Annotated in this window: 9 protein-coding genes; 6 read left to right on the top strand and 3 right to left on the bottom strand. The window is 77.7% G+C overall.

Features of this window, described 5'->3' with window-relative positions; genetic code table 11:
* The first annotated feature begins 27 nt into the window (after nucleotides 1-27).
* On the top strand, nucleotides 28-819 hold the full coding sequence (yaaA, locus tag OG294_RS28750; protein ID WP_327069448.1) for a peroxide stress protein YaaA: 792 nt from the start codon (nucleotides 28-30) through the stop codon (nucleotides 817-819).
* 45 nt (nucleotides 820-864) lie between these two features.
* Here yaaA and OG294_RS28745 read toward each other — a convergent pair whose 3' ends face one another.
* From OG294_RS28745 to OG294_RS28735, 3 genes are all read right to left on the bottom strand, one after another.
* Nucleotides 865-2,037 (bottom strand): bifunctional RNase H/acid phosphatase, encoded by a 1,173-nt coding sequence (locus OG294_RS28745; protein WP_327069447.1) that lies wholly within the window; start codon nucleotides 2,035-2,037, stop codon nucleotides 865-867.
* Between the two features lie 4 nt (nucleotides 2,038-2,041).
* Nucleotides 2,042-2,785: a zinc ribbon domain-containing protein gene (locus OG294_RS28740; RefSeq protein WP_327069446.1), complete on the bottom strand. Its 744-nt coding sequence runs from the start codon at nucleotides 2,783-2,785 to the stop codon at nucleotides 2,042-2,044.
* Between the two features lie 77 nt (nucleotides 2,786-2,862).
* Entirely contained in the window at nucleotides 2,863-3,714 is an 852-nt protein-coding gene (locus OG294_RS28735; RefSeq protein WP_327069445.1) for a Nif3-like dinuclear metal center hexameric protein, read from the bottom strand.
* A gap of 422 nt (nucleotides 3,715-4,136) precedes the next feature.
* On the opposite strand from OG294_RS28735, the gene lanL reads away from it, so the two are divergent.
* The 5 genes from lanL (at nucleotide 4,137) to OG294_RS28710 (ending at nucleotide 11,886) form a co-directional block, all read left to right on the top strand.
* Nucleotides 4,137-6,929 carry a class IV lanthionine synthetase LanL gene (lanL, locus tag OG294_RS28730; RefSeq protein WP_327069444.1) on the top strand — a complete coding sequence of 931 codons (2,793 nt, stop codon included), beginning with the start codon at nucleotides 4,137-4,139 and terminating at the stop codon, nucleotides 6,927-6,929.
* Nucleotides 6,926-8,962, top strand: a complete 2,037-nt coding sequence (locus OG294_RS28725) for a S9 family peptidase (RefSeq protein ID WP_327069443.1) — start codon at nucleotides 6,926-6,928, stop codon at nucleotides 8,960-8,962. Before lanL ends, OG294_RS28725 begins: the two co-directional genes overlap by 4 nt.
* Nucleotides 8,963-9,295: 333 nt before the next feature.
* Entirely contained in the window at nucleotides 9,296-9,451 is a 156-nt protein-coding gene (locus OG294_RS28720; protein ID WP_327069442.1) for a hypothetical protein, read from the top strand.
* Between the two features lie 217 nt (nucleotides 9,452-9,668).
* Complete coding sequence (locus tag OG294_RS28715; protein WP_327069441.1) at nucleotides 9,669-10,322, top strand: class I SAM-dependent methyltransferase; 654 nt, start codon at nucleotides 9,669-9,671, stop codon at nucleotides 10,320-10,322.
* A gap of 286 nt (nucleotides 10,323-10,608) precedes the next feature.
* On the top strand, nucleotides 10,609-11,886 hold the full coding sequence (locus OG294_RS28710) for a hypothetical protein (protein ID WP_327069440.1): 1,278 nt from the start codon (nucleotides 10,609-10,611) through the stop codon (nucleotides 11,884-11,886).
* The last annotated feature ends 5 nt before the right edge of the window (nucleotides 11,887-11,891 follow it).

Below are 11,891 nucleotides of genomic sequence, written 5' to 3'. Positions count from 1 at the left end.
GCTGGAGCACGAAAGAGGAGGCCGCGCATGGCGTTCCAGGTCCTGCTGCCGCCGTCCGAGGGCAAGGCCGAGGCACCCGACGGGCCGCCGCTCGCACCCGCCGGGCTCTCGCTGCCCGCGCTGACCGGGGCCCGCGAGCGGGTCCTCACCGCGCTGGTCGAGCTGTGCCGGGGCGATGAGGACACCGCCGCCGAGGTGCTCGGGCTCAGCAAGGGCCTGCGCGGCGAGATCGCCCGCAACGCCGCCCTGCGCACGGCGGGCACGCTGCCGGCCGGCGAGCTGTACACCGGCGTGCTCTACGACGCGCTGGGCCTCGGCAAGCTGGACGAGGCCGCCTACGCGCGGGCCGAGCGCTCGCTGCTGATCTTCTCCGGCCTGTGGGGCGCCGTCCGGCTCGGTGACCGGATCCCGGCCTACCGCTGCTCGGGCGGGGTGAAGCTGCCGCCGCTGGGCGCGCTCGGGACCTACTGGCGCGGCGAACTGGCCGAGGTGCTGCCGGGCGAGGCGGACGGGCTGGTGCTGGACCTGCGCAGCTCGGCGTACGCGGCCGCCTGGAAGCCGGCCGGTGAGACCATCGCCCGCACCGCCACCGTGCGGGTGCTCCAGGAGCGGGACGGCAGGCGCACGGTGGTGAGCCACTTCAACAAGGCCACCAAGGGGCGACTGGTGCGCGACCTGCTGAACTCGGGCGCGGAGCCGGCCACGCCGGGCGCGCTGCTGGAGGTGCTGCGCGTACTCGGCTACACCGTCGAGGTCGCGGCGGCGGGGACGGCGCGCAAGCCGTGGCAGCTGGACGTGGTGGTCACCGAGATCCACTGAGACGCACCGTCAGGGGCCTTGCTGTGCAAGGCCCCTGACGGATGGTCAGCGCAGGTGGCCGGTGTCGTTGAACAACCGCAGCGAGGCGTTGCCGTCGCTGTAGTACTGCACGGCGCAGAGCGAGGCGGCCGACAGCTCCATCCGGTAGACCGCGTCCGGCGGGGCGCCGAGCGCGAGCCGGGCCAGCGTCTTGATCGGGCTGACGTGCGAGACCACCAGCACCGTCTGCCCCGCGTACCGGGCCAGGATCCGGTCCCGGGCCGCACCCACCCGCTGGGACAGCGCGGCGAAGCTCTCGCTGCTGCCGGTGGGCCTGGCCCTGGTGGAGGCGAGCCAGGCGTCGAGGTCCTCGGGGTGGCGCTCCTGCACCTCGGCGAAGGTCAGGCCCTCCCAGGCGCCGAAGTCCAGTTCGCGCAGGCCCTCCTCGATCCGCACCGGCAGGCCCAGCCGCACGGCCGCGGCCTCGGCGGTCTGCCGGGTGCGCAGCATCGGCGAGCTGACCACGGCCTCCACGGTGCCGCGCGCGGCCAGCGCCTCGGCGGCCCGTTCGGCCTGCCAGCGGCCCTTCTCGGAGAGCTGCGGGTCGCTGCCGGTGCTGCCGGAGAACCGCTTCTGCGGGGTGAGCGCCGTCTCGCCGTGCCGCAGCAGCACCAGCGTGGTGGCGACCATCTGATCGCCCGCCGCGGCCCAGCCGGCCTGCGGCGCGGGAGCCTGGAGCGCCAGGGCGGGTGCGGGCTCGTCGACGGCCGCGGCGGGTGCGACGGGGTGGGCGCTCGGCTCGCCCCTGGGCTGCCACGGCCTGCCCGCCTGGCCCGCGTCCATCGCCTCGTTGGCCAGCCGGTCCGCGTCCTTGTTCCGCTCGCGCGGGATCCAGGAGTAGCCGACCTGCCCGGGCGGGAAGACCGTGCGCGCCTCGGCGGCCAGCGGCTGCATGTCCGGGTGCTTGATCTTCCAGCGCCCGGACATCTGCTCGACCACCAGCTTGGAGTCCATCCGGACCTCCACGCCCGCGGCCGGGTCGATCGCGTGCGCCGCCCGCAGGCCGGCGATCAGTCCCCGGTACTCGGCCACGTTGTTGGTGGCCCGGCCGAGGTACTCGGCGGCCTCGGCGATGATCCGGCCGGTGTCGCCGTCACGGACCACCGCGCCGTAGCCGGCCGGGCCCGGGTTGCCCCGGGACCCGCCGTCGGCCTCGACGATCAGCCTGCGGGCGGTCACCGGATCAGATGCCCGACTCTGCGGTGCGCACCAGGATCCGGCCGCAGTTCTCGCAGCGCACGACCGCGTCCTTGGGCTCGGCCTTGATCGCGTTCAGGTCGGAGACCGCGAACTCGACCCGGCAGCCCTCGCAGCGGCGCTGGAAGAGGCGGGCCGCGCCGACGCCGCCCTGCTGCTCGCGCAGCCGGGTGTAGAGCTTCAGCAGGTCGGCCGGGACCACCTGGGCCACGGCCTCGCGGTCGCGGCCCACCTTGGCGGCCTCGGCGTCGATCTCGGCGAAGGCCGCGTCACGACGGGTGACGGCCTCGCCCAGCACGACCTCGGCGTGCTCCAGCCGGGCGGTCAGCTCGGTGACCCGGGTCTGGGCCGTCTCCAGGCGCTCCATCACCTCCAGCACCACGTCCTCCAGGTCGGCCTGGCGCTTGGCCAGCGAGCCGATCTCGTGCTGCAGGTTCTCCAGGTCCTTGGCGGAGCTGACGGCGCCGGAGTCCATCCGCTGCTGGTTGCGGGTGGCGCGGGTGCGCACCTGGTCCACGTCCTGCTCGGCCTTGGTCAGCTCGCGGGCGGTGTCGCCCTGCTGGGCCTGGGCGGCGATGACCAGGTCCTTGAGCGCGGTGTGGTCGGCGGTGGCCTTGTCGATCTCCGCGTGCTCGGGCAGGGTGCGGCGCCGGTGGGCCAGCTGGTCGAGCTTGGAGTCGATGGCCTGCAGGTCGAGGAGGCGGATCTGGTCGGCGGGCGCGGCGTTCAAGCGGGGGGCTCCTGTGATGACGGGGTCGAGCGGATGGCAGGTACGGGGGGCGCGCGGGGCGCCGGTGGTCGGCGGCGCTAGCGGGCCGACGGCGGGTCGAACGGCATCGGCGTGTGCGCCGTCCACGGGTCGGTGACCAGGGTGGAGACCCGGGTCGTGAGGTCCCAGCCGGCCTTGGCGGCGGCGGCACCCAGGTCGCGGGCGGCCAGGTTCAGCCAGGGCCACTCGGTGGCCCAGTGCGCCGCGTCGAGCAGCGCGGTGTCCGGGCCGGCCTCGGCGGCCTCGGAGGCCGGGTGGTGGCGCAGGTCGGCGGTCAGGTAGGCGTCCACGCCCGCGGCCCGGACCTCGGCGAAGAAGCTGTCACCGGAGCCGCCGCAGACGGCGACCCGGCGGATCGGGCGCTGCGGGTCGCCGGCCACCCGCACACCGGCGGCGGTCGCGGGCAGACCGGCCGCCACCCGGGCGGCGAAGTCGGCCAGCGCCAGCGGCTCGGGCAGCTCGCCGATCCGTCCGGTGCCCCGGCGGCCGGCCGGGTCGCTCGGGTCCGGGATCAGCGGTCCGGTGATCCGCAGGCCGACGGCCTCGGCCAGCGCGTCGGAGACGCCCGGGTCGGCGTGGTCGGCGTTGGTGTGTGCCACCTGCAGGGCGATCCCGGCGCGGATCAGGGTGTGCACCACCCGGCCCTTGAAGCTGCTCGCGGCCACGCTGGTGGTGCCACGCAGATAGAGGGGGTGGTGGGTGACCAGCAGGTCGGCGCCCCAGGCCACGGCCTCCTCGACCACCGGCTGCACGGGGTCGACGGCGAACAGCACCCGGCGCACCTCGTCGTCCGGATCGCCGCAGACCAGGCCGACGGCGTCCCATGACTCCGCCCAGTGCGGCGGGTAGAGCTCGTCGAGCGCGTTGATGACGTCGGACAGTTTCGGCACCCGTTGAGACTACCGCGCGCCGGGGCGGCGCCGGGGCCGCGGGCCGGGCGGGGAGCGGGTGCGGGCCGGGCGGGGAGCGGGTGCGGGGCACGCGGGGAGCGGGTGCGGGGCGCGCGGGGAGCGGCACCCGGGCCGGGCGTCAACCGGGGCACGGCGCCGAGCACGCCGCCGCCGCGACCGCGCACCCGGGCCGCGCGCCGGGAACCGCCATGGCAGAGCGGGACGGGCGTCCGCAGCGGAACGCGCCTGTGGATCACCCTAACGAGTGAAGTGACCCGGCCTGCGTTGAGCGCCCTCGGCCCCAAAAGTAACTTCGCTGGAGCGAAGGGGAGTTATCCGTTCCGGCGGACTCCAGGGGGCACCGGGAGCAGCCGGGAGCAGCCACGGCGGGTCGGCGAGGAGAGAGTGGGGGTGGGACGCGGATGGGGGTGGGCATACCGCTGCGACCGGCCGGGGAGCCGGCGCCGCTGGGGAGCAGTTGGCGGACCGGGGCGCCCGCGGACGACACACTGGTGGAGGTGGCCCGGGCGGCCGTGGCCGGCAGCACCGCGGCGCCGGGTGGCGGCGGAGCGGGCGGCTGGGAGGCCGCCTTCGACGACTTCTGGTGCACGGTGCGTCCGCCCGAGGCGCTCGCGCACCCCGGGCTGCTGCCCGCGCCGGGCTGGAAGATCCACATCAGCGCGGCCGGCACGGCCGCCACCGAGGTGCTCTCGGCGGTGGCGGGGGTGCTGGCCGAGGATCCGTGCGTCTTCAGGTTCGCGGCCGACCGGGAGCGGCTGCACCGGATCAACGCGCGCGCCGGCGATCACGGCCCGGCCTGCGGGTTCATCACCGTCCACCCGATGGACGAGGCGCAGTTCCTGCGGCTGCTCGAAGAACTGCACCTGGCCACCGAGGGCCTGCCGGGCCCGGCGGTGCCCGGCACCCGGCCGTTCGCACCGGACAGCCGGGTGCACTACCGCTACGGCGCCGTCGCCGGGCAGCGGTCCGAGGACGTCCGGGGGACGGGTCACCGGTGCCCGCCGCCGGTGGCCGACCCCGTCGAGGGGAGGGGGCCGGCCACCGGCGGCGGCACTGGAGGCGGGCGACAGGACGCAGGCAGCGTGCTGGTCGGCGACCGGTACGCGCTGACGGCGGCGGTGCGGTCCGGCGGCCGGAACCGGGTGTACCTGGGCACCGACACCAGCACCGGCGTGCCGGTGCTGGTCAAGCAGGCCCGGTCCCGCATCGGGGTGGACCGGACGGGCGCCGGGGCCCGCCCCGCGCTGCGCCGCGAGGCCCGGTGGCTGGGCGAGCTGGCCGGGCAGGGGCTCACCGCACGGCCGCTGGAGCTGATCGAGCAGGCCGACTCGCTGCTGCTCGTCCAGGAGCACCTCCCCGGCCAGCCGCTGGGCAGTTGGGTGGCGGCCCGGCTGAGCCCGGGCAGCGCGCCGGGCGTGCCGTGGGAGCAGGCCGGGCCGATGGCGCTGGCACTGACCGATCTGCTGACCCGGGTGCACGCCCACGGGCTGGTGCTGCGCGACCTGTCCCCCGACAGCGTGCTGGTCGCACCGACGCCCCGGGGCCCGCAGCTGCGCCTGGCCGACCTCGAACTCGCCTGCCCGGCGGGCACGGTGGCCGGCCCCGCGGGCACCCCGGGCTACCGGGCACCGGAGCAGGGGGCGGCGGGCGGGCGGCCACCGGGGTCCGGGGAGAGCCGGCCGGCCGAGCCCGCGGCCGACCTGTTCGCGCTCGGCGGCCTCCTCTTCCTGCTCGCCACCGGGCACGACCCGCTGCTGCCCGAGGATCTGCCCAGGTTCCGGCCGGTGCCCGAGCGGCTCGGCCGCTGGCTGGCGCTGGCCGCCCGCGAGAGCGACACGGCGCGGCGGCTGGCCCCGGCGGTGCTCGGCCTGCGGGCCGAATCGCCCCACCGGCGCTGGACCCTGGACCAGTTGCGGGAGCTGCTGACCCGGACGCGGGCAACGCCGTCGGCGGGCGCGCCCGCCGCGCCGCCACCGGAACAGGTCGACCGCGTCCTCGACCGGGTACTGCTCGACGGGCTGCGCCGACTGGCCACCAGCGCCACCGCGCGGCGCCCGGACCAGCTGTGGCCCGCCGTTCCCGGCGGGCAGCACGCCGACCCGTGCGACGTCCGGCGCGGCACGGCCGGCGTGCTCGCGGTCCTGGCCCGCGCCCTGCGGCAGCCGGGCCTGCTGCCCGCCGAACCGCGCTCGGCGGTGGAGCTGACCGTGCGCCAGGCCGCGCGCTGGGTCGAACGCCACTGCGCCGCCGCGCCGTTGGCGCTGCCGGGGCCGCCCTTCGCGCGCTCCGGCGCGATCTGGGCCCTGCTGGACGCCGCCGAGGCGCTCGGCGACCCGGCGCTCGGCGAGCGGGCCCGCCGGCTGGCCGCCCCCGCCCCGTGGCAGCGGCCCGGCCCGGCCCGCTGCCACGGCGCGGCGGGTGCCGGGTTCCTGCAACTGCGGCTGGGCGACACCGAGGCCGCACTGGCCATCGCCCGGCAGCTGCTGGCGGCGGCCGAGCAAGAGTCCTGCGGCACCCTCCGGCCGGTGCCGAAGGACGTCGACGTCGACCTCGACCACGTGCCCGGCGTGGCGGGCGTCGGTGCCTTCCTGCTCGCGGTGCACCGGGCCACCGGCGACGCTGCGGCCTTGGCCGGCGCCGAGCGCGCGGCCCGCACCCTGGCGGCCACCGCGTGCCTCGACGGCGCGGCCGCCCGGTGGCCGCAGCGCGCCGGCGAGCCGCCCGGCGTCCGCCTCGCACACGGGTGCGGCGGCGCCTCGCACGCGGGCGGCTTCCTGGTCCGGCTCTGGCAGCACACCGGCGACCCGGCCCTGCGCGAACCGGCGGTGGCGGCGGGTCTCGCGCTGCTGGACGGCCATCGGCACGGCGGCACCGGCGCCTGCCGGGCCCTGGCCGACGACGGCGAGTACCTGCTGGATCTGGCCCGGGCCACCGGCGAGCCGCGGTTCCGGGCCGGGGCACGCGAGCTGGCCCAGCTGATCGCGGCACGCGCGACCCTGCACGACGGCCTGCTGGTGCTGTCGGACGGGACCGGGACGGGCTGCCCGCCGACCCGCGGCACCGGCAGCGCCGGACCGCTCGCCTTCCTGCTGCGCCTGCGGCACGGCGGCCCACGGCTCTGGCTGGACCTGCCGACGGACCCGGTGGCCGCGGTCCCCCGACCCACCGGCAGATTCGAAGAGGTGTCCCCGTGACCGCCGCTCTGCGCACGACGGCGCCGGCCCTGCGCCGGCTGAGCTTCACCTTCGCCGCCGACGGCTCGCACGCCGCCTGCCTGGCGGCCGGCGCCGAAGGCGGCTGGTATGCCGAGAGCTGGCGGCTGACCGCCGACGCGCCGGCCGAGCCGACCGCCCTGCCGCTGCCCGGCGGCCGGTGCGAGCAGCTGCGCTCGCAGCTGGTGTCGCTGCCGGACGGACGGGTGCTGGTCTGCCGCCACGACGGCGAGCGGCACGACCTGGTGCTGCTGTCCGCCGCGGCGCAGCCCGGCGGGCCCGCGGTGGAGCAGCCGCTGGCGACCCTGCGGATGGCCGGTCTCCGTCTGCTCCCCCTGCCCATGGACGGTGTTCCCGCGCAGGACGCGCCGGTGGCCGTGGCGCTCGGGACCGATCCCCTCCCCCGCACCAGCAGTGGCGGCGGTCCGCTCGCGACCACCACCGCCTGGCTGGTGTACGCCGACGGCCGCGCCCCGGGCCGGATCGCCGAACTGCCCGGACTGCACGGCGGCGGCGTCTGGCTGGACCACGACGGCCGGATGCTCGCGCTGGACGGGGTGCGCGCCAAGCTGGTGCGGACCGTCGCGCTCGATCTGCGGCTCGGCACGGCGACCCCGCTGCTGGAGATCGCCGAGCACAGCAACGACCGGCTGCTGCTCTGCGACCCCGCCACCGGCTTCCTGCTGCTGCGCAGCGACGCCCCCGGCGAGGACCGGCTCGGCTGGGGCGTCCTGGGCAGTTCCGACCCGGTGCGCTTCCCCGACTGCCTGCACACCCCCGGGCAGTTGCTGCGGCCGGTGGCGCTGGAGCCCGGGGCGCAGCGGGCAGGGCAGAGCCGGGTGGCCGTCCAGCTCGACCGCGGCGCGGGCTCGGCGCTGGCCCTGTGGCGGCCGGCCGCCGGGCAGTTGGAGCCGCTGGCGGTGCCGCCGGGGCGGCTCGGCGGCATCGGCCACTGGTCGCCGGCCGGGCTGCGGATGCCGTACTCCGCTCCCGACCACCCGGCCGCCCTCGCCGCGCTCCAGGTCGACCTGCTGCGCGGCCAGGCGGCGCCGCCGCTGACACCGGTGGCCAGCGGGCTGGCGCCGGGCCTGGCCAACTCCCGCGCCGGGGCGGCGGCGAGCGGGCGGCCGTGGTCCGCCGACCCGCCGTGGCCGGCCGGTGCCACGACGGCGCCGCCGCGGGCCGGCTGGCGGCTGGACGGCAGCACCGCCCCCGCCGGTGGCGGCGCCTGGCACGGTGCGCGCTGCCTGGAACTGCCCGGTCCCGCCGGGCCGTTGGAGGCGGTGGTGTACGGCGGCGAGGGCTGGCTGAGCAGCCCTCGGCTGGTGCTCGCGCTGCACGGCGGTCCGGCCGACGCCTGGCGGCTGGAGTTCGACCCCGCGCTGCAGCGGATGGCCGCCGCGGGCCTGGCGGTGCTGGCGCCCAACCAGCGCGGCAGCACCGGCTACGGCAGCGAGCACGCGATGGCGATCCGCGGCGCCTGGGGCGGGCCCGACCTGGCCGACGTGCTCACCCTGCTGGCCGACGTCGCGACCCGGCGCGCGGCGCTGGGCCTGGCGCCGCCCGCCCTGTTCGGGGTCAGCTACGGCGCGTTCCTGGCGCTGCTCGCCTGCGCCCACGCGCCGCGCGAACAGGTGGCGCGCTGCGCGGTGGTGGCCCCGTTCCTGTCCGGCGCGCGCCTGCTGGCCGAGGCCGCCGCGCCGGTGCGCTCGCTGGCCGCCCGGCTCGGCGGCGACGAGCCGATCGAGGACGCCTACGGCCCGCGTGACGTCCTGGCACTGGCCGAGCGGCTGACCGCACGGCTGCTGATCGTCCACGGCGACCGGGACGAGGCCGTCCCGGTCAGCCAGTCCCGCGCACTGCGGCACGCGCTGCTGCGCCTGGGCCGGGTGGAGGGCACCGACTTCCGCTACGTGGAGGCGGTCGGCGCGGGCCACGAGGTGCTGGCCGAGGAGGGCTCGGCGGTCCTGCACGAGCTGCTGGCCGGCTTCCTGCACGGCGACCGGACCGCGTAGGGCGATCGGTCCGGGTCGGCGCGATCGGTTCGGGCACGTCCCGCCGAACATGTGACCGACCGTCGGACACGCCGACGCGCGTACCACGGGCCCCGGCCGGCACAGCCCGTCCTACCAGCACCTCGGCGCCCCGCACCGGCCGACACGGCACATCTCGATAGGTTCTTGTCCCACCCTGCCGTTAGGGTGACTAACCAACGGGGTGATCGCCTCGGCGTGTCGCGGCCCACCGCGGCCCACCAGGTGTCGGTTTCCCCTGTCCGGCCCGGTCACGGCCGGCGGTGCCGTGCGGCACCACAGACCTTGCACCCACGCACGGAAAAGACAGAGCTGATGTCCGAAACCCTCACCGCCACCACCGACCACGGCGCCGACGAGGCCACCTCCAGGGACTCGATCCACGGGCGCCACCGCGGCGGCACCGCCGCCGACGACAACCCCGAGGCCGACCCGCACGGCAGGCACCGCCTGAACGCGGGCGCCCGCTGACCTCCGGGCCGGCCCGCCGGCCGGCTCGGACCCCAGCCCCACCCGAGGGCCCGGCACGTCACCCGCGTGCCGGGCCCTCGGGCGTGCTCCCACCGGCTACCGGGCGGTAACCGGCGCGGCGCCGCCATCGAGTAGGGTCCCGGGGACCAGGGCCCCACCGGCGCCGGACGCCCGACCAGCGGCAGCCGGCCGGGGCCAGTACGAGGGAGCAGCAGCCATGACCGAGACCCGGGAGCAGTCCGTCCCCGCACCCGAGGTGCTCGCGGCCTTCACCGCGGCGGACGGCTTCATGCCCGTGGACGAGGGGCTGGCGCTCTACGCCGCCGCCGTCGAGGCCGCGGCGCGCACGGGGCTGCCGGTGCTGGAGATCGGCACCTACTGCGGCCGCTCGGCGATCCTGCTGGCCGACGCCGCCCGGCGCACCGGCACCGTGGCGCTGACCGTGGACCACCACCGCGGCTCCGAGGAGCAGCAGCCCGGCTGGGAGTACCACGACGCGACCCTGGTCGACCCCGAGGTCGGCCTGATGGACACGCTGCCGCGGTTCCGCCGCACCCTGCACACGGCCGGTCTGGAGCAGCACGTGATCGCGCTGGTCGGGCGCTCGCCGCAGGTCGCGGCCGTCTGGGGCGGCAAGCTCGCGCTGGTCTTCATCGACGGCGGCCACACCGACGAGCACGCGAGCGGCGACTACCAGGGCTGGGTCCCGCACCTGGCGGCGGACGGCCTGCTGGTGGTGCACGACGTCTTCCCCGACCCGGCCGACGGCGGCCAGGCTCCCTACCGGGTCTACCTGCGGGCGCTCGCCGAAGGCTTCGAGGAGGTCTCGGTCACCGGTTCGCTGCGGGTGCTGCGCCGCCCGGCGGCCTGATCGCGACCCGACCGCGAGCCGACCGCGGCCTGACCGCGGGTGCCGCCCGCCGCACGCCCCCGCCCCCGCTCGGCGGGCCCGCTCCGCCACGCCGTTTTTCGGCCGGCAGCGCCCCGCCGGAGGCGGCCGGCCGGTACCGTGACGACCGACACCCGGGCCCGCGCACGGCCGCACGCACCGGGCGTCGCCGCACCGCGCACCGCCGAGCCGCCGACGGCGCGGGCACACTGACCACGACCGAGCACCGAGCAGCCACAGGGCGAGACCTGAGGGCGGGGGCCACACCATGACGGACCAGGGCGACATGACACCGGCGGTCTGGGATCCGACCGCGCGCGGTGGCGAAGGCGGCTGGGTGCGGCGCCCGGCGCCGGGGACGCAGCCCACCGGCCCGGGCGCGCCGGTGCCAGCGGCCGGTCCCGGCCCGGTCCCCGGCGCGCCCGGGCCCGGCGACCAGGGACCGCCCCCGGTGGCCCGGCCGTACCTGGCCCCGGGCGCCCCGGCCGGCTCACCACCGCCCCCCGCCGCCGCACCCGCCGCGCCGCCGTGGCAGGGCGCCCGGCCGCCGGCCGCCGGAGGCTTCCCCGACCACGCCACCGCCCAGGGCGCCGGCCGCCCCACCGCTCCCCCGCCGATGCCGCCATTGCCACCGGGCCCGCCGGGCGGCGGCGACTTCGACGCGACCCAGGCGATCCCGCGCACACCCGCGCAGGCCGGCCCGCCCTTCGCCCAGCAGCCCTTCGCCCAGGCCGGCTACCCTCCGCCGCCCGCGCAGGCCTCGGGCGGCATCAACCTGCCCGGCCGCTACGAGGAGTTGGAGCCCGCCGGACCCGACCGGGACGGGCGCCGGCGCCGCGGCCCGCTGGTGGTCGGCGCCGGCCTGGTGCTCCTGCTCGCGATCGGCGGCGGCACCGTGCTGGCGCTGGAGAACTCCGGCTCCAGCAGCCCCACGGCGAAGGCCGCCCCGCCCGCCACCAGCACCCCGTCGGGCTCGCCGAGCCCGGGCGGCGCGCCCACCGGCACCCCGTCAGGCGCACCCGGTGCCGGCTCCTCGGCGAGCGCCGGCGCCTCCGCGGGGGCGAGTTCCTCGGTGTCGGCGAACGCGCAGGCCGAGGCCCAGGCGCTGGACGCGCTGCTGACCCAGGGCGAGTCGGCCAGGGCCCCGATCAGCAGCGCGGTGGCGCTGGTCGGGAGCTGCCCGGCCAAGTCCGACATCGACAGCGCCGCGCAGACCCTGGACACCGGCGCCCAGCAGCGCGACCAGCTCGTCGCCTCGCTGGACAAGCTGAACATGGCCGACGTCCCCGGCGGCGCGGACGCGGTCGCCAGCCTGAAGACGGCCTGGCAGGACTCCGGCGACATCGACCGCGCCTACGCGGCCTGGGCCCGCACGATCAGTGCCCAGGGCTGCGGCGGCAGCGGCACCGCCCCGAACACGCCCGACAAGCAGCGCGCCGACCAGCTGAACCCCCAGGCCACGCAGGCCAAGAAGGACTTCGTGACGAAATGGAGCGCGCTGGCCGGCAGCTACGGCCTGACCGCCCCCACCTGGGACAGGATCTGACGACC

It is taken from the genome of Kitasatospora sp. NBC_01302, assembly GCF_035976515.1.
Taxonomy (GTDB): domain Bacteria; phylum Actinomycetota; class Actinomycetes; order Streptomycetales; family Streptomycetaceae; genus Kitasatospora.
Note: the sequence above shows the minus strand (reverse complement) of the source record. Positions and strands in the feature narration are given on the sequence as shown.

What these genes read in the sequence shown, in the direction of transcription:
- yaaA (WP_327069448.1), top strand. Translation starts at nt 28, where the DNA reads ATGGCGTTCCAGGTCCTGCTGCCGCCGTCCGAGGGCAAGGCCGAGGCA.
- lanL (WP_327069444.1), top strand. Translation starts at nt 4,137, where the DNA reads ATGGGGGTGGGCATACCGCTGCGACCGGCCGGGGAGCCGGCGCCGCTG.
- OG294_RS28720 (WP_327069442.1), top strand. Translation starts at nt 9,296, where the DNA reads ATGTCCGAAACCCTCACCGCCACCACCGACCACGGCGCCGACGAGGCC.
- OG294_RS28715 (WP_327069441.1), top strand. Translation starts at nt 9,669, where the DNA reads ATGACCGAGACCCGGGAGCAGTCCGTCCCCGCACCCGAGGTGCTCGCG.
- OG294_RS28710 (WP_327069440.1), top strand. Translation starts at nt 10,609, where the DNA reads ATGACGGACCAGGGCGACATGACACCGGCGGTCTGGGATCCGACCGCG.